A 26256-nucleotide genomic window follows, 5' to 3' on the forward strand; every position below is an offset into this window, starting at 1 on the left:
CGGGGCGGGCCGGTGCCCGCCCCGGCCCCTCGCGGGGGCGACGGCGGGCCCGCGCCGCGAGGTGTTGACCACAGGCCCGCGCCGGGCCGTGGCTACGCGCCCGGAGTCAGGCGTAGGGCCGCCAGGACCGGGAGGTGGTCCGTTGCCGTGCGGAGGTCGGGGGCCGGGAGGCCCGTCGGGACTCCGCAGGCGAGGACCTCCACGCTGCGGGAGGCGAACACCGCGTCGATGCGGCGGGAGGGTGCCGCGGAGGGGAAGGTGTTCCCGCCGCCCCAGGGGACGGCGGTCCAGCAGTCCTGGAGGGCGTCCGACAGGCGGCCGAAGGCGGGGCCGCCCGGAGCCTCGTTGACGTCGGCGGCGGCGATCGTGTGCGGGGTGTCCAGCGCCCCGACCCGTTCGAGGAGGAGGTCGGCCTGGGCGGCGCGCTCCGTCGCGTCCAGCGACAGGTGGGCGCTGACGACCCCCACCCGTGCCGCGCCGAAGCGGACCACCGCGGTCGCGAAGCCTCGCCGGTGGAGTCCGGGGGTGAGGGGGAGCAGCACGTCCTCGGTCCGCTCCACGAAGGCCCGTAGCGAGCACAGCAGCAGCGGACCGGCCGCGGTCGCTCCGCCGCCCAGGACCACGAGGTCGGTCTTGGCGGCCAGCCGCGCCGCGTGCTTGCGCCAGCGGAAGAACCTCGGGGCCTCCTGGACGAAGACCAGGTCGGGCGCACAGGCCCGGATCACCCGGGCCAGGGCCTCCTCGTCGTCGCGCAGCGACCGGACGTTGTAGCTGAGGACGCGGATCACGGCGGAACCGTCCGGCTCCGTCACGGACCCGGGCAGTGCGCCGGGCACCGCGCCGGCGTCGGGCAGCGGCTGTGGCGGGGGCAGCGTGTCAGGCACCATGCCCGCAAGATACGCAGCCGCCCGCCGCTCCCACAGGGGGCGCGGCGGGCGGCTCCAGACCTTCCCGAGCGGGTCTCAGCCCTGGCGGGCCAGGTCGGCCGCGCCCACCAGGCCGGCCTTGCCGCCGAGCTGCGCGGCCAGGACCTGGGCGTGCGGCCGCCAGGCGCCGCCGATCAGCCAGCGCTTGAAGGACTTGCGGATGGGGTCGAGGACGAGGTCGCCCTCGTCGGAGACGCCGCCGCCGACGATGAACGCCGACGGGTCGAAGAGGGAGGCGAGGTCGGCCAGGCCCGCGCCGGCCCAGCGGGCGAGCTCGCGGAAGGAGTCGACGGCCACCGGGTCGCCGGCCCGGGCGGCCTCGCTGATGTGCTTGCCCTCGATGCCCTCGGGGGTGCCGTCGCCGAGCCCCAGCAGGACCGACGCGTTCTCGGGGGTGGCGTTGGCGCGCTGCTTCGCGTAGCGGACGAGCGCGCGGCCGGAGGCGTACTGCTCCCAGCAGCCCTGGCTGCCGCAGCCGCACAGGAGGCCGTCGGGGACGACCCGGATGTGCCCGAACTCGGCGGCGACGCCGAAGCGCCCGCGGCGCAGCTTGTTGCCGATGATGATGCCGCCGCCCAGGCCGGTGCCGAGCGTGATGCAGATGACGTCCTCGTGGCCCTGGCCGGCGCCGAAGCGGTACTCGCCCCAGGCCGCGCAGTTCGCGTCGTTCTCGACGACGACGGGCAGGCCGATGCGCTGCTCGACCTTGTCCTTGAGCGGCTCGTGCCGCCAGTTGATGTTCGGTGCGAAGAGCACCGTCGCGCGCTTGTCGTCCACGTACCCGGCGGCGCCGATGCCGACGGCGTCGATGGTGTGGTTGCTGCTGACCTCGGACACGGCGGCGCAGATCGCCTCCGTCACGCCGTCCGCGGTTGGCGGGGTGGGCACCTTGTACGTCTCAAGGATGGTGCCCTCTTCGTCGACCACGCCGGCCGCGATCTTCGTGCCGCCGATGTCGACGCCGATGGTGAGTCCCATTAGTCCCTCGGTTTTCCGGTCAAGCCCCGCCACGGCCAACCGTACCCGAGGCGGGCGGAGGATCAGTCGAGATCGATCCGCTGCGCCGGGCCCTCGTCGGGCCCCCCGTCGTCGCCGTCGGTGTGCTTGCGGGGGGCGGGGGGCTCGTCCCGGGTCCAGCGGCGCTCGTGGCCCTCGACGGCCGAGCGGTAGGCGGCGAGGAGCTCCGATCCGGCTGCCGCGAGGTGGCCGAAGACCTCCGGATTGCGCTCGATCACGGGCTTGGCGGCGGTCCTGGCCTGGTTGACGAACTGGCGTACGGCGCCCTGGGCGGCTGCGGCCAGCTCCGGGTTGTTGAGGGCGGACACCTTGTCGGCGACGGCGCCGAAGAGCTTGAACAGCTCCTCGGCGGCGGTGCCGGTGGCGGCGCCCGCACCCCGGTCCTGTTCGCGCTCCGCCCGGCGGCGCTCCCGTTCGGCGGCGAGGTCCTCGGCGCAGGCCTTCGCCCAGGCGTCGTCGTCGGTGGGGCGGTCGGTGGCCTCGCTCATGGCGGACTCTCCTGCGGCGGCTGCGGTAGGGGCTACTTCCGACGGTACCCGAACGGAGGTACGCAGGTCAGCGCGCCCGTGGCCACAGCTGCGGGTCGGGGGTGAAGCGGATGCGGAGCACCCCGTCGACGAGGGCGGCGCCGGAGACGGTGCAGCGGCGCAGGGCGGAGGGGAGGGAAACGGTCCTGCGGTGGGGGCCGACCGCGAGGAGCAGGTCGTCGCCGCGCCGGATCAGGTCGAGCTCGTCCTTGCGGGCGCGGGGCAGCGGGACCGCCCAGACGAGGACGCCGTCCTCGGCGAGCCGGTCCTCGACGGCCCAGCGGGGGCGGGGCGCGGGGGCGGGGGCCGGGGCGATGCCGTGGGCTGCGGCGAGCTCGCCGGGGTCGCGGGGGTCCCGGCCGAGGTGCCCCAGGGCGACGACCGGCAGGTCCCGTCGCCACTCCTCCAGGTACCGCCCCTGCTGGGCGGCGAGCCCGGCCACCCACGGGTCGGCGGAGTCCGCCGGGACGAGCCGGTTGGCCACCAGGTCGCGGACGGGCAGCTCGTACAGGGCGAGGCCGAGCAGGCCGGTGCGCAGGGCGGCGTCGGCGGCGGGTCCGGGTTCGGCGACCAGGCGGACCCCCGTGGTGGGGGCCTCGACGACGGCCTGGACGGCGGCGAGCTCCTCGTCCCAGCGGGCGGCGGTCTCGTAGAGCCACTGGGCGGGCATGGGGACCCCGGCGAGCTGGGCCAGTACGGGGCGCAGGGCGCGGGCCGCCTGGCGCTCGGCGGGCAGCAGCCGGGCCAGGTAGCGGCGCAGCTGGGCGGGGAGGGCGAGGGTGGTGAGGGCCTGGTGCAGCGGGGGCATGTCGACGACGACGAGGTCCGTGTCGGGCGCGGCGGCGGCCCGGCGCAGCCCGCGGAGCAGGGCGAACTGCTCGGCGCCGGGGAGTTCGGTGAGTTCCTCGGCGCCCAGGGGGCTGCCGCCGAGCATGCCGAGGAGGGTGGCGCCGCGCTCCTGGAGGGCGGCGAGCTCGGTGCGGAACTCCTGGCCGGAGTCGATGCGGGCGAGGCGGAGCCGGTCGGGGGCCGGGACGCCGTCCCAAGGGTCCTCGCCGCACAGCAGGAGCACGCGCCGTCCGGCGCGGGCCGCGGCGAGCGCGGTGGCGGCGGCGACGGTGGTCCGGCCGGCGCCGCCGGGTCCGGTGACGAGGAGGGTGTGCGGCATGCGGTGCTCCGGGTCGTAGATCATCCTCCCGTGCACGCTACGCCGCCCGGCGGCGGCTGCGGACCGGGGGGCGTGCGGCCCCCGCCGCGCGGGCCGGCCACGGTCGGACGGGTGGGCGCCGTGCCGCGGCGCGGAGCCGAGTCCCCCGCCCGCCCTTCCACCGTTCCTCCCCCGGCGACCGCCGGGTGTGCCCCCACGCCTCGAAAGCCGGCGGGGGCCGGGGAGCGGCTCAGGCGCCGGATTCGACGCGCTTCTTCAGGCCCGCCAGGGCGCGGTCGATGATGACCTTCTCCGCCTTGCGCTTGATCATGCCGAGCATGGGGATCTTGACGTCGACCGTCAGCTGGTAGGTGACCTCCGTGCTCCGGCCCCCGTCCAGCGGGGCGAGCCGGTAGGAGCCGTCCAGCTGGCGCAGCATCTGGGACTTGTGGAGGGTCCAGCTGACCTCGTCCTGGCCCTTCCAGCTGTAGGACAGGGTGTGGTCGTCCTTGATCGCGCCGGCGTCCAGCAGCAGGCGCACCTTCTCGGCGCGGCCCTCGGCGTCGGTGGAGAGCACCTCGGCCTCCTTCACCTCACCGGTCCACTCGGGGTAGCGGGCGAAGTCGGCGATCACGGCCATGACCTGGGCCGGCGAGGCGTCGATCGTGATGCTCGAGCTGGTGTGTTCCGCCATCGCGGTCGCTCCTACGGCAAGTGTTCGGCAGGTTTGCGGGGCCTCGGGCCGCCGCGTGAAGGCTATCGCGCGTGCGGGTCCCGCCACTGCGGCACCCTGGCCGGTGCGATCACGGTCACCACTCCAGGGCCCACGGCCGGCCCGTCGCGGCGAAGTGGCCCACGTTCACGCACTCCGTGGCCCCGATCCGCATCCGGCGTGCCAGCGGCTGGTGGACGTGCCCGAAGAGGGCGTACCGCGGCCTCGTGCGGCGGATCGCGGCCAGCAGGGCGGTGCTGCCGCGTTCGAAGCGGCGGGCGACCGTGTCGTAGCAGAGCTCGGGGACCTCGGGCGGGATGTGGGAGCACAGCACGTCGACCTCGCCGAGCGCCTCGACCTTCGCCGCGTACTCGTCCTCGTCCACTTCGTACGGGGTGCGCATCGGCGAGGGCAGTCCGCCGCCGACGAAGCCGAAGACGCGGCCGCCGATCTCCACGCGCTGGCCGTCGAGGACGGTGGTGCCGGGTCCGGCGTACTCGTGCCACAGACCGGGGATGTCGACGTTGCCGTAGGTGGCGTACGTCGGGCTGGGGAAGGCGGCGAACATCTGCGCGTACTGGCGGCGGACGGCTTCCTCGATCATCCGTTCCCGGTCCAGTCCGTCCCAGAGCCGGCGGCCGAATTCGCGCGCTTCGGCGAAGCGGCGGGCCGTGCGCAGCTCGACGATCCGGTGGGCGTTCTCCACGCCGAAGAGGTCGGGGAGGATGCCGCGCGAGTGGTCGGCGTAGTCGAGGAAGAGGACCAGGTCACCCAGGCAGACGAGGGCGTCGGCGCCGTCGCCGGCCCGGGCGAGCGCGTCGGTGTTGCCGTGGACGTCGCTGACGACGTGGACCCGTGTACGCCTCTTGCCGGTACCCATGCCCGCCACCCTAGGGGTGGCCGCGCCCGGCGGGTAGAGGGGGGCTCGCAGGCGGCCGGACCTGCGGTTACTTCCGAGTCCTGGAGGCGGTCGACTACTGTCGGCAGCGCTGTGGCGGCGTTTGCGATGCACGGCGAAGTCCAGAATGTGACGCACGGAACATCTGGCCGGTTCCCTCTATCGGGAACCCACTACCGGTGGGTAACGTCCGGTCGGTCCACACGGTGGCGATGGCGCCCAGAGGAGCAGCAGTCTTGCGCGAGTTCAGCCTTCCGGCCCTGTACGAGGTCCCTTCGGACGGGAACCTGACGGATCTCATCCGCCGCAACGCCGCCCAGCACCCAGACACCGCCGTCATGAGCCGCAAGGTCGACGGCCGGTGGCAGGACGTCACGGCGACGGAGTTCCTCGCCGAGGTGCGCGCCGCCGCCAAGGGCCTGATCGCGGCGGGCATCCAGCCCGGCGACCGGGTCGCGCTGATCTCCCGCACCCGCTACGAGTGGGTCCTGTTCGACTTCGCGATCTGGAGCGCGGGCGCGGTCACCGTGCCGGTCTACGAGACCAGCTCCCCGGAGCAGATCCAGTGGATCCTCGGTGACTCCGGCGCCGTCGCCGCCATCGTGGAGAGCCCGGGCCACAGCGCGAGCGTGGCCGCCCTGCGCGACCGGCTGCCGGAGCTGCGCGAGGTCTGGGAGATCGAGCAGGACGCCTTCGGCGCGCTGAAGGCCGCCGGCGCCGGGGTGCCGGACGCCGACGTGGACGCCCGCAGCTCGCTGGCCAACGCCGACGACCCGGCCACCATCGTCTACACCTCGGGCACCACCGGCCGCCCCAAGGGCTGCGTGCTGACCCACCGCAACTTCTTCGCCGAGTGCGGCAACGTCGTGGAGCGCCTGAAGCCGCTCTTCCGCACCGGCGAGTGCTCGGTGCTGCTGTTCCTGCCGGCCGCGCACGTCTTCGGCCGCCTGGTGGAGGTCGCGGCGGTCCTGGCGCCGATCCGGCTGGGCTGCGTGCCGGACATCAAGAACCTCACCGACGAGCTCCAGTCCTTCCGCCCGACGCTGATCCTCGGCGTGCCGCGCGTCTTCGAGAAGGTCTACAACTCGGCGCGCGCCAAGGCGCAGGCCGACGGCAAGGGCCGGATCTTCGACGCCGCCGCCGAGACGGCGATCGCGTACAGCCGGGCGCTGGACCTGCCGTCGGGCCCGTCCTTCGGCCTGAAGCTGAAGCACAAGATCTTCTCCAAGCTGGTCTACAGCAAGCTGCACGCCGTCCTCGGCGGGCGCGGCGAGTACGCGATCTCCGGCGGCGCCCCGCTGGGCGAGCGGCTCGGCCACTTCTTCCGCGGCATCGGCTTCACGGTCCTGGAGGGCTACGGCCTGACGGAGACCTGCGCGGCCACGGCCTTCCTCCCCTGGGACAAGCAGAAGATCGGCACGGTCGGCCAGCCGCTGCCGGGCTCGGTGCTGCGCATCGCCGACGACGGCGAGGTGCTGGTGCACGGCGAGCACGTCTTCAAGGAGTACTGGAAGAACGAGGCGGCCACCGCCGAGGCGATGTCCGACGGCTGGTTCCACACCGGTGACGTCGGCACCCTCGACGAGGACGGCTACCTGAAGATCACCGGCCGCAAGAAGGAGCTCATCGTCACGGCGGGCGGCAAGAACGTCGCCCCCGCCGTGATCGAGGACCGGATCCGGGCCCACGCGCTGGTCGCCGAGTGCATGGTGGTCGGCGACGGCAAGCCGTTCGTGGCGGCGCTGGTCACCATCGACGAGGAGTTCCTCGGCCGGTGGGCCGCGGAGAACGGCAAGCCGGCCGGGTCGACGGCGGCGGACCTGCGCGAGGACGCGGACCTGATGGCCGCCGTCCAGAAGGCCGTGGACGACGGCAACGCGGCGGTCTCCAAGGCGGAGTCGGTGCGGAAGTTCCGCATCCTCCCCTCCCAGTTCACGGAGGAGTCCGGCCACATCACGCCGTCGCTGAAGCTCAAGCGCAATGTGGTGGCGAAGGACTTCGCGGACGAGATCGAGGCCCTGTACCGCTCCTGAGCCGTCCGCGATCCGCCCGCGATCCGTCCGCGGTCCGTCCGTGATCCGCTCCCGGCCCGGTACCCGTCCTAGCGCGGGTCCTCGGCCAGGATCCGCTCCATGTTCCGCTCGGCGAGGGCCGTGATCGTCACGAACGGGTTCACGCCGAGCGAGCCGGGGACGAGCGACCCGTCGAGGACGTAGAGCCCCCGGTAGCCCTTGACCCGCCCGTAGGCGTCCGTGGCCTCGCCGAGGACGCAGCCGCCCAGCGGGTGGTAGGTGAAGGTGTCGGCGAAGGCCTTGTTCTCCCCGAACAGGTCGTAGCGGTACATGGTGAAGTTCCTGAGGTTGATGCGGTCGAAGAGGTTCCTGGCCGCCGCGACCGACGGGGCGTTCTGGTCCCGGGTCCACTGGAGCCGTGCCGAGTCGGTGGCGGCGTCGTAGGTGAAGTGGCCGCGTTCCGGGTTCTTCGTGATGGCCAGGTACATCGAGATCCAGTGCTCGATGCCCATGGGAAGCGGGGCGATCTCCGCGAAGACCGGGTTGGCCGCGTTGTCCCAGTCGTCGATGCCCAGGGCGGGCATGGTGGCCTGGTGGGCGCCGACCGTGTCCCAGAGGTGGTTGGCGCGGGCGGTCATGACGTTGCCGTTGGTGCCCCAGTTCTGCCCGACCCGCTCGCTGAGCGCGGGCAGGGCGCCGGTCTCGCGGGCGCGCAGCAGGATCTCGGTGGTGCCGAGGCTGCCGGCGCCGAGGAAGAGCTGGGCGCAGCCGAGTTCGCGGACCTGGGTGACCTTGCCGGTGACGTCGCTGGTCCGCACGGTCAGGACGTATCCGCCGGCCGGGTCCTGGCGCACGGCGACCACGCGCTGCATGGTCTCGATGGTGACGTTGCCGGTGCCGAGGGCGGCCGCGAGGTAGGTCTTGTCGACGCTCTTCTTGCCGTGGTTGTTGCCGTAGATGACCTCGCCGGCGAGCGCGGACTTCTCGGCCGTGCCGGCGGCTTCGCGCTGCATGTACCCGAAGTCGTAGACGTTGGGCACGAAGGTGGTCCTGAGGCCGGTGTTCTGGGCGTGCTTGCGGGAGACCCGGGCGAAGCGGTACCACTCGGTGGACTCGAACCAGTCGGGGTCGATGGAGTTGACGCCGAGCATGGCGCGGGCGCGCGGGTAGTAGGTGCCGTACATCTCCTCGGCGTCGACCTGGGGCAGCACCTCGGAGAAGTAGGAGCGGCGGGGCGTGGGCGCCATGCCGCCGTTGACGAGGGATCCGCCGCCGACGCCGCGGCCCACGTAGACGGACATGTCGCCGTAGTTCACGCGGTCGAGGACGCCGGGGTAGGGGCTGATGTCGCGGTTGACGACGTCGAGCCAGAGGAAGGTGGCGAGGGGGGCCTCGGTGCGGGTGCGGTACCACATGGACCGCTGGTCGGGGGCGGAGGTGGACGGGAAGACCTTCCCGTCGGGCCCGGGGGTGTCCCACAGCCGCCCCATTTCGAGGACGACGGTGCGGACCCCTGCCTGCCCGAGCCTGAGCGCGGCGACGGCGGACCCGTAGCCGGAGCCGACGACGACGGCGGGTGCGTAGCGGGCGGCGGGCGGGGCCTCGGCGGCGGTGGCGGTGGTGAGGCCGATGCGGGTGAGGCCGAGGGCGGCGGCGGTGCGGAGGGCGTTGAGGCCGAGTTGACGGCGCGTCAGGTTCGGTGTCATGGGCGCATGATGAGCGGATTCCGCCGAAGCGGCCATATCGCGGTGTGCCACGTTTCCGAGTGACAGTCGGCCGTGGCTTCGACTGCGCGGGGCGAGGTCCCCTGCCCGCCCTTCCCCCGTTCCTCCCCCGGCTGCCGCCGGGATGCGCCCCGGGGGCTCCGCCCCGGACCCCGTTGCGTGCGCTCGATCGCCGCGCGGGCCGGAGTCACCGCGCAGCGGCCATCCGGCCCGCCGGCCTGGGGGACCGGTTCCGCGCGGCGGACCCCGACCGGGGCTACAGGAGTTCGCGGAGGCGGTCCGCCAGGAGGTCCCAGCGCCAGCGGGACTCGACCCAGGCGCGGCCGGCCGCACCCATGCGGGCCCGCAGGTCCGGGTCCTGGAGGAGCGGGACGATACGGTCCGCCGCCTCCTCGGGGTCGCCGCCCCGGACCACCCACCCGGTCTCGCCGGAGAGCACCGCGTCCGGCGCCCCGCCCGAGTCCCCCGCGACCACCGGCAGGCCCGTCGCCGACGCCTCCAGGTAGACGATGCCGAGGCCCTCCACGTCCAGTCCGCCCCGCCGGGTCCGGCAGGGCATCGCGAAGACGTCCCCCGCCCCGTAGTGGGCCGGCAGTTCGGCCCAGGGGACGGCGCCCGTGAAGACCACCGACCCGGTGACCCCCTTCGCGGCGGCCAGCGCCCGCAGGTCCGCCTCGTAGGGGCCGCCGCCCACGATCAGCAGCACCGCGTCCGGCACCTGCGCCAGGATCCGCGGCATCGCCTCGATCAGCGTGTCCTGCCCCTTGCGCGGCACCAGCCGCGAGACGCAGACGACCACCGGGCGGTCGCTGAGCCCCAGCCGGGCCCGGACCCCGGCCCCGCCCGAACCGGGGTGGAAGGTCTTCTCGTCCACCCCCGGCGGGAGTTGGACCATGCGCGCCGCCGCCCGGTCCGTCACCGCCGAGGCGATCCGCGAGCGGGTGTACTCGCCCAGGTAGGTGAGGGTGTCCGTGCCCTCGCCGATCCGCCGCAGCAGCTGCCGCGCGGCCGGCAGCTGGGCCCAGCCCGCCTCGTGCCCGTGGGTGGTGGCGACCAGCCGCCGGGCGCCCGCCCGGCGCAGCGCCGGACCCATCAGGCCCAGGGGGGCGGCCGCCCCGAACCACACGGACTCGCAGCCGTGTTCGCGCAGCAGGGACACGGCACGCCGGGTCACGCGGGGCGTCGGCAGCAGCATCGTGGTGCGGTCGCGCACCACGGTGAAGGGCTGCTCGGCGTCGAAGGCGGCGGTGGCTTCGCGGCCCTCCGCGCCGTGCTTCCAGGTGGAGGCGTAGACGACGACCCGCTCGGGGTCCAGCCGCAGCGCCATGTTGTGCAGGAAGGCCTGGATGCCGCCCGGGCGCGGCGGGAAGTCGTTGGTCACGATCAGCGTCTTGTGCATCCCCGCCAACGTACCGGACGGCTAACCGAGCTCCGTCCGCAACGCCTCCTGCCAGGCCTTCGTCAGGGCGTCCCGGTCCGTGCCGAGGGCCTGGCCGAGGGCGGTCGGCAGCGGTGCGCGGCCGGCGCCCTCGTAGAGCCGGACCAGGGCGGCGTCCCCCCAGCGGGCGGCGACGAGCCGGCAGGCGAGCCAGGCGCCCTCGTAGGCCCGGGCCATCGCCTCCTGGTCGCCGCCGAAGGCGAAGGCCCCGTCGTCCGGGAGGGCTGCCGGGAGGTCGCCGAGGCGGACGGCCCGCGCGAGGGTGGGGGCGGCCTGCGCCGGGCCGAGGGGGCCCTCCCGGTACGCCGCCCAGTCCGCGAAGCCCTCGGACAGCCACTGCGGGGTCCGGGCGGTGGTGGCGGTGCGGGTCGCCACGTGGGTGGTCTCGTGGGTGAGGACGATCTGCCGGCCGGCCTGCGACAGCTGCGCGTAGCCCTCCGGGTTGACCACCACCCGGTCCGCGGGGGCGGGGCCGGCGCCCGTGGCGCCGGTGGTGACGGCCCCCATGCCCCGGTAGGTGTCGGCCGGCCGGCCCAGCAGCGCCGCCATCGCGTCCAGCGTGCCGGGGACCAGGACCACCACCCGCCCCGCCCACGGCCGCGGCCAGGCGGCGCTCACGGCCGGGACCGCCCGGTCGGCCTCGGCGGCGAGGCCGGAGAGCGTCTGCGGGCTCTGGCCGACGCCGAGCACGAGGGAGTGCGCGCCCCGTACGACGGCCACCTCCCCCTGGTCCCACAGCTGCGGCGGGGCCCCGGGGGCGGGCCGGTCTGCGGTGACCCGCCAGGCCGCGCCGCCGGGGTCCCGGGCCAGTTCGAGCTCGCGGGCCGACCCGGCGGGGGCGGTGTCGTAGCCGGCGAGGCGGTAGCGCAGCTCGGCTCGGGCGAACGCCCGTGCGCCGTCCCGCCGGACCGAGGTGACCTCGTAGGCCCAGCCCTCCAGCGGGATCCCGGCGAGCCGCGCGGGCGGGGCCGCCGCCCAGTCGGCCACGGCCCGGCGGACCTGCCCGTCGGCGGGCGGGGCGGGCGCCGCGCATCCGGCCGCCGCCGCGAGCAGGCACAGGGCCGGCACGAGGAGGCGCAGGAGGGCGCGGCGGAGGGGGTCCATCCGCCGATCGTACGCAGGGCGGGGGTCAGGGCCGGGTGACGGAGGACACGGGCATCATCCCGACGGGGTCGTAGCGGACCCGGGCGCCGGGGTAGGGGGCGTGGATCACCTGGCCGTTGCCGACGTACATGCCGACGTGGCTGGCGTCCGAGCGGTACGTCACGAGGTCGCCGGGCTGGGCCTGCGAGAGCGGCACCTGCCGGCCGGCGTGGCGCTGTGCCTGCGAGGTGCGCGGCAGGGAGACGCCGGCCTGCCGGTAGGACCAGACCATCAGCCCGGAGCAGTCGAAGCCGGAGGGGCCGGTGGAGCCCCAGACGTACGGCTTGCCCAGCGCGGCGCGGGCGGCCATTACCGCGGCCATGGCCCGGCCGGAGGCGCGGCCGCCGCCCGCGGGCGCGCCGGGCAGGTCCGGCAGGGCGTCGGCGCGGCCGCCGGAGCGGGCGGCCCGCTCGAAGTCGGCGCGCTCCTGGGAGGGCATCCCGTCGAGGAGCCTGCGGGCGGCGGCGAGCTTCGCCGTGACGGCGCGCTTCTGGGTGGCCACCTCGGTACGCAGGGTCTCCAGTTCGGCGAGCTTGCGGGAGGCGTCCCGGCGCTGCTGGCCGATCCGGCGCTGCTCCTCGCGCAGTTCGTCGAGCTGCCTGGCCTGGCGGCCGCTCAGCCGGTCGAGGACGGCGGCCTTGTCGAGGTAGGCGCCGGGGTCCTCGGAGAGCATCAGCTCGACGGTGGGGTCGAGGCCGCCGGAGCGGTACTGGGCCCCGGCGAAGGCGCCGAGGACGCCGCGCATGGTGTTGACGCGGTCCTGCGCGCGGGCGACGGCGTCCTGGGCGCGGCTGATCTCGGCGCGCAGGGCGTCGGCCTTCTCGCCCGCCCGGTTGAACTTCTCGGTGGCCTGCTCGGCCTCCTCGAAGAGCCGGTCGACCTGGGCCCGGGAGCTCGCGGGGGGATCCTCGGGGAAGGCCGGGGCGGCGCCGGCGGGTGCGCCGCTCAGGGCCACGGCGGCGGTGGCCGCGGCTGCGGCGGTCAGGACGGCGGCCCTGGCGTTCCGGTCGGGGCCGCCGCTGCCGGGCCGGCGATGGGACGCCACGTGGCACCGCTCCCTTGCGCTGCGCGGGTCCGGGTCCGCCCCCGTGGACGGCCGTGTTCCGGGTTCCGCGCTGGCAGACAGTAGCCGCGCGGTCACGCGGCGGCCAACGCCCGCCGGCGGGCCCGTACGCAGGCGCCCCGCCTCTGACGCAGGTCATGGGCGGGGCGCGGGGTCAGGGCGGGTCCGCGCAATTCGCCCGGATGGGCGGTGTGCGGCGGGTGCCCGGACGGGCGGGGAGGGTCAGCCGACGCGGACGCCGAACTGGAAGGGCATGTTGCTCATGGCCTCGTAGCGCACGCCGCCGGTCGGGTTGGAGGCGTGGAAGACCTGGCCGTTGCCGGCGTAGAGGCCGACGTGGTGCAGGTCGCCGTAGAAGAAGACGAGGTCGCCGGGCTGGAGCTCGCTGCGGCCGATGCGGGTGCCGTCGTTGACCTGGGTGTAGGTGGTGCGGCTGATGCTGACGCCGGCCTGGGCGTAGGCCCACTGGGTCAGGCCCGAGCAGTCCCAGGAGTTGGGGCCGGTGTCGCCCATGTGGTAGGCGTCGCCCTCCTGGGTGATGGCGGCGGCGAGGGCGGCTCCGGCGCGGCCCGAGCCCTTCGCGGCGCCGGGCTTGGCGCCCGTGCCGCCGCCGGCGGCCTTCGCGGAGGCCGCGCCGTCCTTGGCCGCGTCGCTCTTGAGCTCGCTGCGCTCCTCGGCGGTCAGCGAGTTGAGGAGGGCCTGGGCGTCGGCGAGCTTGCTCTGGGCGGTGGCCTTCTTCTCGGCCAGTTCCTTGCGGACGGCGTCCAGGTCGGCGAGCTTGCCGGTGGCGTCGGCGCGCTGCTGCGCCAGTTCCCGCTGCTTGGCCTGGATCTTGGATATCGCCTCGACCTGGCGGCCGCTCAACTGCTGGAGCGTGGCGGAGCTGTCGAGGTAGTTCTGCGGGTCGCCGGAGAGCAGCAGGGCCACGGAGGGGTCGATGCCGCCGCCCCGGTACTGGGCCGTGGCCATCGAACCGAGGGTGTTGCGCAGGTCGTTGAGGTCGGCCTGGCCGCGGGCCACCTGGTCCTGGAGGTAGCCGATCTCCTTCTCCAGCTTGTCCTGGCGGTCCTTGGCCCCGTTGAACTGCTCGGTGGCCTGCTCGGACTCCTCGTAGAGGGCGTCGACCTTGGTCTTGACCTCGTCCTTGTTCGGCTTGTCCGGGGCCGGGGCGGCCATGGCCGACTGGGAGGACAGGGCGACGGCCGCGGTGGCGAGGGCGGTGAGGACGCTGACGCGGGTGCGGGTCGGCGGCTTGGGTCGACGGTGGGACGCCACGGACGCGTGCTCCTTCTTCCTGGAGCCGCCGAAGGCGGTCGCACACTCGGCAGCGCGCCTCCGCCGACACCCCGAATGGGTGTCCTGCCGAACGAAGGTTTGAGCAGACCCTAGTGACCCGTCCGTGATCAGTTCAAATCCCGGAACGTAAAAATCCGCTGCCCTTCCGGCTTCTTTACCCGGGACCCACGCTGCGTGCCGCCCCCTTGACGGTGCGTCTCCTCCACGAACCGTCAATTCGGGCATCCAGCACAGTCGTTACATCAGGCGCAAGATCCGCACAGCGCTACGAAACCCTCGCGAGCCGCTTGAGCAGCAGCGCCGACGCCACCGGCCGGGCCCCCGCCTTCGCCACCCCGTCGGCCACCTCGCGGTCGGTGGAGACCACCACCACCGGACGGCCGGGCGGCTCGGCCCGCACCAGCTGGCGGATCAGCTCGTCCGCCGTCACCCCGGCCTTGGAGAACAGCACCCGCACCCCGCGCGGCGGCGCGAGCAGCACCGGCGCCGCCAGCTCCGCCCCGTCGAAGACGCAGGTCATCTCGGCACCGGTCTGCGCGGCCAGCATCGACAGCCCGCCCAGCAGCCGCAGCCGCTGCTTCTCCAGCGGCATCGTCGGATAGCCGGTCTTCGTCACGTTGTACCCGTCGACCACCAGATGCGCCTGCGGCAGCGCCAACAGCTGGTCCAGCAGCGCCGGATCGGTCTCCGACAGGGCCCGCGCCGCGATGTCCTTCGGGGTCATCCGGCCCGGCTCGACGGCGTCCACGGTGTCCGCGGGCCGCGTCGAGACCGGCGGCAGCGCCAGCTCGCGGCGCAGCCCCGCCGCCGCGTCCAGCACGGTGTCCAGCAGCAGCCTCAGCCGCATGTCCTCGACGCTGCGCCCCTCACGGGTGGCCCGGCGCGCGGTCTCCAGCGCCGACTCCGCCTCCGCCAGACGGGACTTCAGCCTCCGGGACTCGCTCTCGGCCGCGGCCACCTGGGCGGCCGCCTCACCGCGGATCCCGTCGATCTCGCCGCCGAGCTTGCGCAGGGCCGCCTCGCCCCGCTTGACGTCGCTCAGGGCGCTGCGCAGCTTGCGCTGAAGCGATTCCGCTTCCTTGCGGGCGGCGTCCAGCTCGGCCCGCACCTGCTCACCACCGCTGCGCTGGGCCTCGCGCAGCTGGGCCAGCTCCGCGCGCAGCCGCTCCAGCTCGCGCCGGTTCTCGTCGTCGACCCGCTCGGCGTCGGCGCGCTGCGCCTCCTCGCCCGCGGCGGCCACCAGCTTGACCCAGCCGGCCGGGCGCAGCACGTACGCGGCGGCCGCCACGTCCAGCGGGTCCGCGGCGGCCGGCGGGGCACCGGACTCCAGCGCCCCGGCCAGTTCCGGCTGCGCCTCGCGCACCTTCTCCGCGACCCGGCTGCGGAAGACCCCGTCGCCCTCCACCGCGGCGGCCATCGCGTTGCCCGCGAACTTGGCGCGCCGGGTCGGGGTGAACCGGGCGTACTGGCGCAGCTGCGCCGGGAGGTCGGCGACCGTCAGGCCGCCGAAGGCGTCCGAGACGAGCGCGACGACCCTGCGCCGCACGCCTTCCGGCAGCGGGCGGTCGAGGACCTCCGCGGCGTCGCGGGCCGCGTCGGCCGGCCCGGCGCCGCTTGCTGGCTCCACAATCCGTCACCCCTACCGTGATCTCCTGCGGGCCCGGCTCCGTCAGGAGTCGGTACCCGGCCTGTCGACGAGCTCGATCTGGTCCACGGCGTTGCACCAGCGGCAGCGGACCGACTCGATGGTCTCACTGACCACCTCGCGCTCCTCGACCTTGGGCTCCCCGGCGAGGTCGAGGTGGACGTACTCCACGACCTTCGACGATCGGGTGACATCGAACCGCGTGAGGTTGCCGCACAGGGTGCAGCGCCACCGGGTGGTGTCGGTCGGCAGGGGAACCGTCGTCATCGGACCGCTCTCTCCTTCGTAGCTCGTTCAATTAAAGCCTTCCGCGGCGGCCGGAGGACCGCAGCACGTAACCCTACGGCCTGGCACCACCCTCAGGGGGGTCCACCTGCGTCATGCTCTTTCCCATGATCGTAAAGTGGCGGGCCGTGCGCGAGGCCGCCCGGGGCCCCGTGGTCACGTACGCGCTGATCGCCGGCTGCTGCGCGGCGTTCCTGACGAGCCCGGCCTCGGGCCTGAACCCGTCCTTCGGAACCGGTGACCGGCTGATAGCGACGGGGACCGCCTACTTCCGGCACTGGGGCGTGGTCCCGGACGAGCTCTTCTCGGGGGCCGTGCGCCCGCTGCTGACCCCGCTCACGGCGCTCTTCGTCCACGGCAGCTGGCTGCACCTGCTCGGGAACATGCTCTTCCTCTACGTCTTCGGCGCCATGACGGAGGAGCGGATGGGCCGGCCGGCGTTCCTCGTCTTCTACCTCTGCACCGGCTACGTGGCCCTGGCGGCCTACGCGGCGGCCAACGCCTCCTCGGACCAGACCCTGGTCGGGGCGTCCGGCGCGATCTCCGCCGCGCTCGGCGCGTTCCTGTTCCTGTTCCCGCGGGCCCGGGTGACGAGCCTGTTCCCGTTCCTGCTGTTCCTGCCGCTGCGGTTCCCGGCGTGGATCGTGCTGATGTTCTGGTTCGGGCTCCAGTGGCTGGCCGCGCACCGGGCGGGGAGCGGGCCGGGGGTGGCCTACCTCGCCCACGTGGTCGGCTTCTCCGTGGGCTTCTGCTACGCGTGGGCGCGATATCGCCGTACGACTAGAGTGAGGCGACCAGTGACTGCCGGCGAGGGAGACAGCCAACCGTGATCACCGCGATCGTGCTCATCAAGACCAGCGTGGACCGGATCCCCGAGATCGCCGAGTCCATCGCCCAGCTGGACAGCGTCAGCGAGGTCTACTCCGTCACCGGTACGTACGACCTGATCGCGCTGGTCCGCGTGGCCCGCCACGAGAACCTGGCGGACATCATCCCCGGCCGGATCTCCAAGATCCCCGGCGTCGAGGCCACCGACACCCACGTCGCGTTCCGCACCTACTCCCAGCACGACCTGGAAGCGGCCTTCGCCATCGGCCTGGACGCGTAGCACCGGCGGGGCAGGGTCAGCCCCGCCGGCCGCCGGCGCCCCGCTACACCGCCGGGACGCAGCGGCCGTCCTCGGTGCGGTACCGCCACTTCGCGCCGTCCGCGACGAGCTCCTTCACCGCGCGGACGAACCGCTCCACGTGCTCGTCGGGGGTGCCCGCCCCGAAACTGACCCGGATCGCGTTCAGCGACCTCCCCCAGCCTTCGGCCGGGGGGACCCCCACCTCGCTCCGCTCCCCCGGCGCAGCCTCCGGCGCCCCGCACTCGCCCGGCTCCTGCGGCTCGCTGCCCAGCAGCGTCCGCACCAGCGGATGGGCGCAGAACAGCCCGTCCCGGACCCCGATACCGTGTTCCGCGGACAGCGCCGCCGCGAAGTGCGAGCTGTTCCAGCCGTCGACCACGAACGAGATGACGCCGACGCGCGGGGCGTCGTCCCCGAACAGGGACAGCACCCGCACCGCCGGGACCTCGGCCAGCCCCTCGCGGACCTTGGCGATGAGGTGCCGCTCACGGGCGACGAGGTTCTCGAACCCGGCCTCCTCCAGCGCCCGGCAGGCGGAGGCGATGGAGTAGACGCCGATCACGTTCGGGGAGCCGGCCTCGTGCCGGGCGGCGGTGGTGTGCCACTCGACGTCGACGCCGCCGTCCTCGCGGCGGGCCACCGTGCGCGAGGCGCCGCCACCGGCCAGGTACGGCTCGGCCTCCCGGAGCCAGTCCGCGCGGCCCGCGAGCACGCCGGAGCCGAAGGGCGCGTACAGCTTGTGCCCGGAGAAGGCGACCCAGTCCACGTCCAGCTCCCGCACCGAGACGGGGTGGTGGGGCGCCAGCTGGGCGGCGTCCAGCACGATCCGCGCGCCGTGGGCGTGCGCGGCGGCGGCGAGCTCCCGGACCGGCCACAGCTCGCCGGTGACGTTGGACGCGCCGGTCACGCAGACCAGCGCCGGACCGTAGGGGTCGCGATCGGCCAGTGCCCGCTCCAGGGTGGCGACGGCCTCGCCGGGGGTGCGCGGGGCGTCGAGGCAGGTGACCTGCGCGTCGCGCCAGGGCAGCAGCGAGGCGTGGTGCTCGGTCTCGAAGACGAACACCTGGCAGTCGGCCGGGAGCACGGCGGCCAGCAGGTTCAGGGAGTCGGTGGTGGACCGGGTGAAGACCACCTGGTCGGCGGGGCGGCAGTCGAGGAACGCGGCGACGGTGGCCCGGCTCTGCTCGAAGAGGTCGGTGGAGAGCTGAGAGAGGTACCCCGCGCCGCGGTGGACGCTGCCGTAGTAGGGGGCGTACGCGGCGACGTCGTCCCAGACCCGCTGGAGCGCGGGGGCGCTGGCCGCGTAGTCCAGGGCCGCGTAGGTGACCTCGCCGCCGGTGACGAGCGGGACGGTGACGTCCCGGCCGAGCACGGGCAGCGGCTCGGCACAGGCCGGGTCGGCGGAGACGGCGGAGGTGGCGGTGGCGGTGGCGTTCGGGTACGCGGACATGGCGGTATCTCCCGGCAGGCAGGGCTGAATGGCTTCGGTGTGCCCGTACGCGGGTACGGCGGCGCGCGGTGGCGGCAGCGGCCGTAGGGGGTACGGGAAGGACCTCGGACCGGTCGGGGGTACGCGGAAGGGACCCTGGTCCGAGGGATGAAGAAGGGGCGGAGTCGCCCTATCGCATTCGCTTGCTCACGGAAAACGCTCCTCGAGAGACCAGGACCCCTGGTGTCGAGGGATCCGCGCTTGCCGTAGACCTCGCTGCCTACGACCTGGTCATCACCCGGGGCACCCCGCCACGGAAGGAGGGTTGCCGGACAGCGAGCCGGGGCCTTGACGCTGTCACTCGTGACCTTGGACAGCATCCTGCCACAGGGCCCACCGAACGCAAGACCCCGGTCCACGATGTGGACCGGGGTCGTGGCCGGAAGCACCCGGCCGGCTCAGGCGTTGCTGGCCGCCACCCACCGCTCCAGGGCGGCCAGGGCGGCGCCCGAGTCGATGGATTCGGCCGCGCGGGCGATGCCCGCCGACAGCTGCTCCTCCAGCGAGCCCGTGCCCGGGTCCACGGCCACCAGGGCGGACGCCGAGTTCAGCAGGACGGCGTCGCGGACCGGGCCGGTCTCGCCCGCCAGCAGGCGGCGGGCCACGTCGGCGTTGTACGACGGGTCGCCGCCGCGCAGGGCCGAGATGTCGATGGTCGCGATGCCCACGTCGCGCGGGTCGAAGGCGTGCTCGGTGATCCGGCCCTCGCGGACCCACCACACCCGGGAGGTCCCGGTGGTGGTCAGCTCGTCCAGGCCGTCGTCGCCGCGGAAGACGAGGGCCGAGGTGTTCCGCTCGGCGAGCACGCCCGCCATGATCGGGGCCAGCCGGGGGTCGGCGACGCCCACGGCCTGCGCGGTGACCCGGGCGGGGTTGGTGAGCGGGCCGAGGCCGTTGAACGCCGTGCGCACCCCGAGGTCGCGGCGGGCCGAGGCCGCGTACCGCAGGGCGGGGTGGAAGACCACCGCGGCGCAGAAGGTGATGCCGGCCTCCTCGGCGACCTGCGCCACCCGTTCCGGGGTCAGCCGCAGGTTGACGCCGAGCTTCTCCAGGACGTCGGAGGAGCCGCTGGCGGAGGAGGCGGCCCGGTTTCCGTGCTTGACGACCTTCGCGCCCGCGCCGGCCGCCACGATGGCCGACATGGTCGAGATGTTGACGGTCTTGGCGCCGTCGCCGCCGGTGCCGACGATGTCGACGGTCCGTCCGGGCACCTCGATCAGGTTGGCGTGGGCGTACATCGTGCGGACCAGCCCCGTGTACTCCTGCACGGTCTCGCCCTTGGCCCGCAGGGCCACCGCGAAGCCCGCGATCTGCGCGTCGGTGGCCTCGCCGCGCATGATCCGCTCCATCGCCCAGGCGGTGTCGTCGGTGGCGAGGTCGCGGCCGCAGAGCAGCGCCTCCAGGATGCCCGGCCAGCTGCGGGCCGCCACGCTGTCGCCGCCTGCCGGGGTCGCAACGTTCATGGTCAGCTCCTGCTGCTCGTCGGTGATCGCACGTCGAATGGGAAGGATCTCAGCCTATCCAGCCCCGGAGACGGCAAAGAGCCCCCGTCCAGACACTGGACGGGGGCTCCTGCCGTGGCGACACCAGGATCGGCCCGGGGGCCGGTCCCTCAAGCGGTCATGCCGGAGATCAGTGGTGGCCGTGGCCGGACTGGATCTCCTTGTACTCCTCGGCGGTGGGCTTCGAGATCTGGTTGCCCTCCGCGTAGAGGCCCTTGCTGAGCTTCGCGCGCAGCTTCTCGGTACGCGTCACCTTGCGCTCGACACCGTTCTCGTCGACCGTCGGGCCGAGCTCGATCGGCTTGTACTGCTCGTGCGAGGTGAGCGTGTGCAGCTTGCCCTGCGGGAGCGGCTCGTGCACCTCGATGAACTCACCGTGCGGCAGGCGCTTGATGATGCCGGTCTCGCGACCGTGCAGCACCTTGTCGTGGTCCCGGCGCTGGAGGCCGAGGCAGATCCGCTTGGTGGCGATGAAGGCCAGGACCGGGACGACGAAGAAGCCGATCCGGACGAACCAGGTGATCGAGTTGATCGACAGGTGGAAGTACTGGGCGAACATGTCGTTGCCGCCGCCGATGAGGAGCACGATGTACTCCGCGATCCAGGCGACACCGAAGGCCGTACGGGTCGGGACGTTGCGCGGGCGGTCCAGGATGTGGTGCTCGCGCTTGTCGCCGGTGACCCAGGACTCGATGAACGGCCAGACGGCGATCGCGCCGAGGACCAGCGGGAAGAGCAGCAGCGGGATGAACACGCCCAGGACGAGCGTGTGGCCCCACAGGTTGATCTCCCAGCCGGGCATGGCACGGATCAGGCCTTCCGGCATACCCATGTACCAGTCGGGCTGCGCACCGGTGGACACGTGGTCCGGGCGGTACGGGCCGAGCGCCCAGATCGGGTTGATCGAGGCGAGGGCCGCGATGGCCGCGATGACACCGAAGACCAGGAAGAAGAAGCCTCCGGCCTTGGCCATGTAGACCGGCAGCAGCGGCATGCCGACGACGTTGTTGTTCGTCTTGCCGGGACCCGCGAACTGGGTGTGCTTGTGGTAGAAGACCAGGATCAGGTGGGCCACCAGCAGGCCCATCATGATGCCGGGCAGCAGCAGGATGTGGATCGAGTAGAACCGCGCGACGAAGTCGCCGCCGGGGAACTCGCCGCCGAAGAGGAAGAACGACAGGTACGTGCCGACGATCGGCACGGACAGGATCGCGCCCTCCATGAAGCGGACACCGGTGCCCGAGAGCAGGTCGTCCGGCAGGGAGTAACCGGTGAAGCCGGTGAACATGCCGAGGACCAGCAGCAGGAAGCCGAAGATCCAGTTGATCTCGCGCGGCTTGCGGAACGCACCGGTGAAGAAGACGCGCATCATGTGCACGACCATGCCGGCGACGAAGATCAGCGCCGACCAGTGGTGGATCTGCCGGATGAGCAGACCGCCGCGGACGTCGAAGCTGATGTCCAGCGTCGAGGCGAAGGCCTCGGACATCTGGACGCCCTGCATCGGCACGTACGAGCCGTGGTACACGACCTCGTTCATGCTCGGGTGGAAGAACAGCGTCAGGTACACACCCGTGAGGATGATGATGATGAAGCTGTAGAGGCAGATCTCACCCAGCATGAAGGACCAGTGGTCCGGGAAGATCTTGCGCATGTTCGCCTTGGCGAGGCTGTAGATGCCCAGGCGGCCGTCCGCCCAGTCGGCTACGCGCTCGCCGCGCGGTGCTTTGCGCTCGGTGGTGGTGGCAGTGCTCATCCGCGCTCCCAGAAGGCAGGACCGACGGGCTCTTCGAAGTCGCCGAGCGCTTCGAGGAAGCCTTCGTCATTCACGCCGATCCGCAGCTGCGGAAGCGCGTGACCGGCCGGGCCGAAGATGACACGGGCGCCGTCGGAGAGGTCGAAGGTGGACTGGTGGCACGGGCAGAGCACGTGGTGCGTCTGCTGCTCGTACAGGCTGATCGGGCAGCCGACGTGGGTGCAGATCTTCGAGTAGGCCACGATGCCCTCGTGGGACCACTCCAGCTCCTGCTTGTCCTTGATGTCCTCCGGCTTGATCCGGACGAGCATCAGGGCGGCCTTGGCGATCTGGACCTGGAAGTCGTGCTGCTCCTCCTCCAGGCCCTCGGGCATGGCGAAGGTGAGGGAGCCGACCAGGACGTCCTCGGGGCGCAGCGGCTCCATGGTGTTCTGGTTGATGATCAGCTTGCCCTTGGCCCAGACGGTCTTGCGCAGCTTCTGCTCGGGCAGCGGGCCCAGGTCGCGCAGCAGCATCACGCCGGAGAGCGGCACCAGGGCCAGCGCGCCGAGCATGGTGTTGCGGATCAGCGGACGGCGGGCGATGCCGGACTCGTTCGCACCGTCGGCGAAGTCCTGCATGACCTTCGCCTTGACGTCGGCCGGCGCCGCGATCTCGTGGCGGTCGTCGGCGACCTCGACGTCGGACATCAGGGTGCGGGCCCAGTGGACCGCGCCCGCGCCGATGCAGAACAGGGCCGTGCCCAGGGTCAGGCCCAGGGCGAAGTTCAGCCCGCTCACCTTCCCGATGGGGAAGATGTAGACGATCTTGTCGACCGGGATGGACACGTACGAGGCGATGAAGCCGATGGTGGCCAGCATCGACAGCGTGAACAGCATCGCGACCGTGCGCTCGGACCGCCGGGCGGCCCGCTCGTCGATGTCCTGGATGCGCGGCTTGTGGACCGGGAGGCCGGGGTCGGCGAACGGGTCGTCCGCGACCGCTACGGCACCGTGGTGCGCGTCGCCCTGCTCGGTGGGCAGGTGCTTGTCTTCGGGAATGTCTTGGCTACTCATGACTTCTTGGCCTTAGCGGTGTGGGCCGCGACCCAGACGGCGACAGCGATCAGCGCACCCAGACCGAAGATCCAGCCGAACAGACCCTCGGAGACGGGGCCGAGGCCGCCGAGCTTCAGGCCGCCAGGGCTGACCGACTTCTCGCCGTTCACGTTCTGGAGGTACGCGATGATGTCCTTCTTCTGCTTCTCCGGCATCGTGCTGTCGGGGAAGGAGGGCATGTTCTGCGGGCCGGTGAGCATGGCCTCGTAGATGTGCTTCGGCTCGACGCCCTCGAGGTTCGGGGCGTACTTGCCGTTCGTCAGCGCGCCGCCCTCGCCGGTGAAGTTGTGGCACTGCGCGCAGTTGTTGCGGAACAGCTCGCCGCCGGCCGCGACGTCGGCACCGGCCGGGTCGTACTGCTTCTCGGTCGGCGTGATGGGGCCGGCACCGAGGGAGGCAACGTACGCCGCCAGCTGGTCGATCTGGGCCTGGGTGTAGATGTTCCGCTTCTTCGGCACCTGGGCGCCGGGCTGCTGGGCGGGCATGCGGCCCGTGCTCACCTGGAAGTCGACGGCCGCGGAGCCGACGCCGACCAGGCTGGGGCCGTCAGAGGAACCCTGACCGCCGGTTCCGTGGCAGCTTGCGCATCCCACGGCGTAGAGCTTCTTGCCCTCCTCGATGGCGAGGGACTGGGCGGTTTCATCGGCCTGCGCCTTGCCAGCGGGCGCGAAGGCGGCGTACAGCCCCCCCGTGACCGCCAGCGCGAAGAGTAGAACGACGACCGCCGCCAGCGGATGGCGTCGTCGTGCGGAGAGCTTTTTCACGGATTACCCCGGTGTCAGGATCTTCTGCGTCGGTGTTTCTGGATGGTGTGCCGGGCGGAGCCGGCGACGTTTCGCTACTTGATCAGGTAGATCGTGGCGAAGAGGCCGATCCAGACGACATCGACGAAGTGCCAGTAGTAGGACACGACGATGGCCGACGTGGCCTGTTCGTGGGTGAACCTCTTGGCCGCGTACGTCCGGCCGAGGACCAGCAGGAAGGCGATGAGACCGCCCGTCACGTGCAGACCGTGGAAGCCGGTGGTCAGGTAGAACACCGTGCCGTACGGGTTGGACGAGAGGCTCAGGCCCTCGTGCTTGACCAGCTCGGTGTACTCGAACACCTGGCCGCCAATGAAGATCGCACCCATGACGAACGTGATGATGAACCACGTCCGGAGCTTCTTCACGTCACCGCGCTCCGCGGCGAACACGCCGAGCTGGCAGGTGAGGGAGGAGAGCACCAGGATCGTGGTGTTCGTCGCCGAGAAGGGCAGGTTCAAGGCCGAGGCCTGTTCTGCCCAGTACTCGGCGCCCATCACGGATCGCAGGGTGAAGTACATCGCGAAGAGGGCCGCGAAGAACATCAGCTCGGAACTCAACCAGATGATGGTTCCGACGCTGACGAGGTTCGGCCGGTTGACCGTCGGGTGCGCGTGCCCGGTATCTACTGTCGTTGCTGTCGCCACGACCGACATTATGTCGGTCGCTTATCCCGCCCTCACCCCGGGGGGTGCCGTTCGGAGTGTCAGGGGGGTGTGCAAGGCCCGAACGGCCCATCAGATCACCCCCGCACGACCGCTCCCGCCGGCCCGGCGGAACCGATGTTGACACGGGGTCGGACGGAGTAGCATCCCGCGCATCATCAGCGTGATTCACGGACACGTGGAGGAACGAAATGCGGGCGACTGCGCGGGTTCTGGTCTACAGCGACGACGCGGGCACCCGGGAGCAGGTGCGGCTGGCGGCCGGGCGCAGGCCTGCCGCCGACCTGCCGCCGGTCGAGTTCCTGGAATGTGCCACGCTTCCAGCCGTCCTCAAGGAACTGGACGCCGGAGGCATCGACGCCTGCGTCCTGGACGGCGAGGCGGTCCCGGCCGGGGGCATGGGCGTGTGCCGGCAGATCAAGGACGAGGTCTTCCGGTGCCCACCGGTGCTGCTCCTGATGGGCCGCCCCCAGGACGCCTGGCTGGCCACCTGGAGCCGGGCCGACGCGGCCGTCACCCTCCCGGTGGACCCGGTGGAGTTCCCCGGGGCCCTGGCGGGGGTGCTGCGCTCCCGGCTGTCCCTGGACGCCTGAGGCGCCCTCGGGCCCCGGACGGCACGACGAGGGCCCGCGGACGGCCCTGTGGCCGTCCGCGGGCCCTCGCGGGCTTCCCGGGGGCGTCGGCTCAGACGGCGGGGCGCAGGCGGGCCTGGTCCATGGGGCTGCGGCCCTCCTGGGTGCCCTTGAGGAGGTAGCTGCCCTCGCGCCACTCCTTCCAGTCCAGGTTCCAGTCGCCGTAGCCGTTGCCAAAGGGCTCCATGTCGTCGCCGATGCTGTTGATCACCCGGACGATGTCGCCCTCGGTGATGTTCTCGTAGAACCAGGCGGCGTTGCCCGTGCTCATGCCGGTGCAGCCGTGGCTGACGTTCTCGTAGCCCTGGGAGCCGACGGACCAGGGCGCGGCGTGCACGTACTCGCCGCTCCAGGTGACGCGGGTGGCGTAGTAGACGGGCAGGTTGTAGTACTCGCTGCCGCCGATGCCGACGGTGTCCCCGCGCATCTGGACGAAGTACTGCTTGCCCAGCACCACCTTGACCCCGTTGCGGGTGGAGAAGCCCGGCTTCCCGGTGGTCACCGGAATGGTGTTGATCACTTCTCCGTTGCGCTCGAACGTGAGGGTGTGCGCGGCGGCGTCGGTGGTGACCTCCACCCGGTCGCCGATCTCCAGCTTGAGGGGCTTGGAGGCGGATCCGTGGAGGTCGTCCTCGATCTTGACGCCCTCCAGGTTGCTCCGTACGGAGACCCAGGAGTGGGCGGGCCAGTAGTCCTTGGGGCGGAAGTGCAGGTTCTTGTCGTCGACCCAGTGCCAGGCTCCCTCGACGGGCTCCGGGGTGTCGATGACCAGGCCCCGTTCGACGAGGGCGCGGGCGGCCTTGTCCTTGACCGGTTCGCTGAGTTCGGCCGTGATGGGCTGCCCGACCCCGTATTTGCCCTCGTCCGGGCCGAATTCGACCTTGAGGACCTTCTTGGCCGGGGTGGTGTCGAAGGTCAGCGTGCGCAGCCCTGGGGCGCCGTGCTGGTCCTCCGTGCTCACCGCGACGGTGTAGCGGACGCCGGCGGCCAGGGGGGAGGTGCTGTGCCAGCGGTCCCCCTTGGCGGAGAGCTCGCCCGCCAGGCGGCGCCCGTGGGTGTCCACGGCGGTCACGTCGGTGATGCGGGACTCCGTGCCCTTGACGGTGACCTCGAGGGGTTTGTCGGGGTCACCGGCGCGGCCGCTGGCCGGCTGGTTGAACGCGACCTGCTTGCCCGCGTCGTACGGGCGGGCTGACAGCGGGTTGTCTGCGGACCCCCCGCATGCGGTGGCGCCGGCACCGAGGGACGCGACCAGCAGGGAGCAGCTGAGTACCGTCCAAAGACGCGGTGAGTGGTTCATGCGCTCAACGCTATGAACATATGACTATTACGTCGCGCGGGGTGACTGCA

General features: G+C 72.6%; 24 protein-coding genes and 1 riboswitch. Of the genes, 4 read left to right on the forward strand and 20 right to left on the reverse strand.

Annotated features, from left to right (window positions below; genetic code table 11):
- Positions 1 to 92: 92 nt before the first annotated feature.
- The 6 genes from AB0469_RS19625 to AB0469_RS19650 all read right to left on the reverse strand — a co-directional run bounded on the left by AB0469_RS19625 (position 93) and on the right by AB0469_RS19650 (position 5209).
- Positions 93 to 887, reverse strand: a complete 795-nt coding sequence (locus AB0469_RS19625; RefSeq protein WP_366452670.1) for an endonuclease/exonuclease/phosphatase family protein — start codon at positions 885 to 887, stop codon at positions 93 to 95.
- A 75-nt stretch (positions 888 to 962) separates the two neighbouring features.
- A complete protein-coding gene (locus tag AB0469_RS19630; RefSeq protein WP_366452671.1) occupies positions 963 to 1904 on the reverse strand; it encodes an ROK family glucokinase in 942 nt (313 codons plus the stop codon).
- A gap of 62 nt (positions 1905 to 1966) precedes the next feature.
- Positions 1967 to 2431 carry a DUF5304 family protein gene (locus tag AB0469_RS19635; RefSeq protein ID WP_366452672.1) on the reverse strand — a complete coding sequence of 155 codons (465 nt, stop codon included), beginning with the start codon at positions 2429 to 2431 and terminating at the stop codon, positions 1967 to 1969.
- A gap of 67 nt (positions 2432 to 2498) precedes the next feature.
- Positions 2499 to 3662, reverse strand: a complete 1164-nt coding sequence (locus AB0469_RS19640) for an ArsA-related P-loop ATPase (RefSeq protein WP_366452673.1) — start codon at positions 3660 to 3662, stop codon at positions 2499 to 2501.
- A gap of 205 nt (positions 3663 to 3867) precedes the next feature.
- On the reverse strand, positions 3868 to 4311 hold the full coding sequence (locus AB0469_RS19645; RefSeq protein WP_366452674.1) for an SRPBCC family protein: 444 nt from the start codon (positions 4309 to 4311) through the stop codon (positions 3868 to 3870).
- 115 nt (positions 4312 to 4426) lie between these two features.
- Positions 4427 to 5209 carry a metallophosphoesterase gene (locus AB0469_RS19650; protein WP_366452675.1) on the reverse strand — a complete coding sequence of 261 codons (783 nt, stop codon included), beginning with the start codon at positions 5207 to 5209 and terminating at the stop codon, positions 4427 to 4429.
- A gap of 254 nt (positions 5210 to 5463) precedes the next feature.
- Between AB0469_RS19650 and AB0469_RS19655 the strand changes: the two genes are divergently transcribed.
- Positions 5464 to 7260: an AMP-dependent synthetase/ligase gene (locus AB0469_RS19655; RefSeq protein ID WP_366452676.1), complete on the forward strand. Its 1797-nt coding sequence runs from the start codon at positions 5464 to 5466 to the stop codon at positions 7258 to 7260.
- A 68-nt stretch (positions 7261 to 7328) separates the two neighbouring features.
- Here the strand turns inward: AB0469_RS19655 and AB0469_RS19660 are convergent, their stop codons facing one another.
- From AB0469_RS19660 to AB0469_RS19690, 7 genes are all read right to left on the reverse strand, one after another.
- On the reverse strand, positions 7329 to 8945 hold the full coding sequence (locus AB0469_RS19660; protein ID WP_366452677.1) for a GMC oxidoreductase: 1617 nt from the start codon (positions 8943 to 8945) through the stop codon (positions 7329 to 7331).
- 274 nt (positions 8946 to 9219) lie between these two features.
- Positions 9220 to 10362 (reverse strand): glycosyltransferase family 4 protein, encoded by a 1143-nt coding sequence (locus AB0469_RS19665; RefSeq protein ID WP_366452678.1) that lies wholly within the window; start codon positions 10360 to 10362, stop codon positions 9220 to 9222.
- A 21-nt stretch (positions 10363 to 10383) separates the two neighbouring features.
- Complete coding sequence (locus AB0469_RS19670; RefSeq protein WP_366452679.1) at positions 10384 to 11505, reverse strand: hypothetical protein; 1122 nt, start codon at positions 11503 to 11505, stop codon at positions 10384 to 10386.
- Positions 11506 to 11530: 25 nt separating this feature from the next.
- Positions 11531 to 12589: an NlpC/P60 family protein gene (locus tag AB0469_RS19675; RefSeq protein WP_366452680.1), complete on the reverse strand. Its 1059-nt coding sequence runs from the start codon at positions 12587 to 12589 to the stop codon at positions 11531 to 11533.
- A 240-nt stretch (positions 12590 to 12829) separates the two neighbouring features.
- A complete protein-coding gene (locus AB0469_RS19680; protein ID WP_366452681.1) occupies positions 12830 to 13882 on the reverse strand; it encodes an NlpC/P60 family protein in 1053 nt (350 codons plus the stop codon).
- 286 nt (positions 13883 to 14168) lie between these two features.
- A complete protein-coding gene (locus tag AB0469_RS19685; RefSeq protein ID WP_366452832.1) occupies positions 14169 to 15533 on the reverse strand; it encodes an NYN domain-containing protein in 1365 nt (454 codons plus the stop codon).
- 39 nt (positions 15534 to 15572) lie between these two features.
- Positions 15573 to 15815 carry a hypothetical protein gene (locus AB0469_RS19690; protein ID WP_042813634.1) on the reverse strand — a complete coding sequence of 81 codons (243 nt, stop codon included), beginning with the start codon at positions 15813 to 15815 and terminating at the stop codon, positions 15573 to 15575.
- Positions 15816 to 15928: 113 nt separating this feature from the next.
- Between AB0469_RS19690 and AB0469_RS19695 the strand changes: the two genes are divergently transcribed.
- Both AB0469_RS19695 and AB0469_RS19700 read left to right on the forward strand, forming a co-directional pair.
- A complete protein-coding gene (locus AB0469_RS19695; RefSeq protein ID WP_366452682.1) occupies positions 15929 to 16663 on the forward strand; it encodes a rhomboid family intramembrane serine protease in 735 nt (244 codons plus the stop codon).
- A complete protein-coding gene (locus AB0469_RS19700; RefSeq protein WP_007263678.1) occupies positions 16660 to 16941 on the forward strand; it encodes an Lrp/AsnC ligand binding domain-containing protein in 282 nt (93 codons plus the stop codon). The genes AB0469_RS19695 and AB0469_RS19700 overlap by 4 nt, the downstream gene beginning before the upstream one ends.
- A gap of 43 nt (positions 16942 to 16984) precedes the next feature.
- Here AB0469_RS19700 and AB0469_RS19705 read toward each other — a convergent pair whose 3' ends face one another.
- The 6 genes from AB0469_RS19705 to AB0469_RS19730 all read right to left on the reverse strand — a co-directional run bounded on the left by AB0469_RS19705 (position 16985) and on the right by AB0469_RS19730 (position 24265).
- Positions 16985 to 18412 (reverse strand): aminotransferase class V-fold PLP-dependent enzyme, encoded by a 1428-nt coding sequence (locus AB0469_RS19705; protein WP_366452683.1) that lies wholly within the window; start codon positions 18410 to 18412, stop codon positions 16985 to 16987.
- Positions 18413 to 18643: 231 nt separating this feature from the next.
- A riboswitch (SAM riboswitch) is annotated at positions 18644 to 18760 on the reverse strand.
- An 89-nt stretch (positions 18761 to 18849) separates the two neighbouring features.
- On the reverse strand, positions 18850 to 19914 hold the full coding sequence (gene trpD / locus AB0469_RS19710) for an anthranilate phosphoribosyltransferase (protein ID WP_366452684.1): 1065 nt from the start codon (positions 19912 to 19914) through the stop codon (positions 18850 to 18852).
- Positions 19915 to 20083: 169 nt separating this feature from the next.
- A complete protein-coding gene (locus AB0469_RS19715; RefSeq protein WP_366452685.1) occupies positions 20084 to 21709 on the reverse strand; it encodes a cytochrome bc complex cytochrome b subunit in 1626 nt (541 codons plus the stop codon).
- Positions 21706 to 22764, reverse strand: a complete 1059-nt coding sequence (locus AB0469_RS19720; RefSeq protein WP_366452686.1) for a Rieske 2Fe-2S domain-containing protein — start codon at positions 22762 to 22764, stop codon at positions 21706 to 21708. Before AB0469_RS19720 ends, AB0469_RS19715 begins: the two co-directional genes overlap by 4 nt.
- A complete protein-coding gene (locus AB0469_RS19725; RefSeq protein ID WP_042813644.1) occupies positions 22761 to 23570 on the reverse strand; it encodes a c-type cytochrome in 810 nt (269 codons plus the stop codon). The genes AB0469_RS19720 and AB0469_RS19725 overlap by 4 nt, the downstream gene beginning before the upstream one ends.
- Before the next feature lie 74 nt (positions 23571 to 23644).
- Complete coding sequence (locus tag AB0469_RS19730; protein WP_366452687.1) at positions 23645 to 24265, reverse strand: heme-copper oxidase subunit III; 621 nt, start codon at positions 24263 to 24265, stop codon at positions 23645 to 23647.
- Positions 24266 to 24465: 200 nt separating this feature from the next.
- Here AB0469_RS19730 and AB0469_RS19735 point away from each other — a divergent pair, with 200 nt between their 5' ends.
- Positions 24466 to 24867, forward strand: coding sequence for a hypothetical protein (locus tag AB0469_RS19735; RefSeq protein ID WP_366452688.1), 402 nt, complete (start codon positions 24466 to 24468; stop codon positions 24865 to 24867).
- A 91-nt stretch (positions 24868 to 24958) separates the two neighbouring features.
- Here AB0469_RS19735 and AB0469_RS19740 read toward each other — a convergent pair whose 3' ends face one another.
- The gene (locus tag AB0469_RS19740; protein WP_366452689.1) at positions 24959 to 26206 is read right to left on the reverse strand and encodes an Ig-like domain-containing protein; all 1248 of its coding nucleotides are present in this window, start codon (positions 26204 to 26206) and stop codon (positions 24959 to 24961) included.
- Positions 26207 to 26256 lie beyond the last annotated feature (50 nt).

Origin of the sequence: Streptomyces sp. NPDC093801 (genome assembly GCF_040701585.1) — a bacterium.
Lineage (GTDB): Bacteria > Actinomycetota > Actinomycetes > Streptomycetales > Streptomycetaceae > Streptomyces.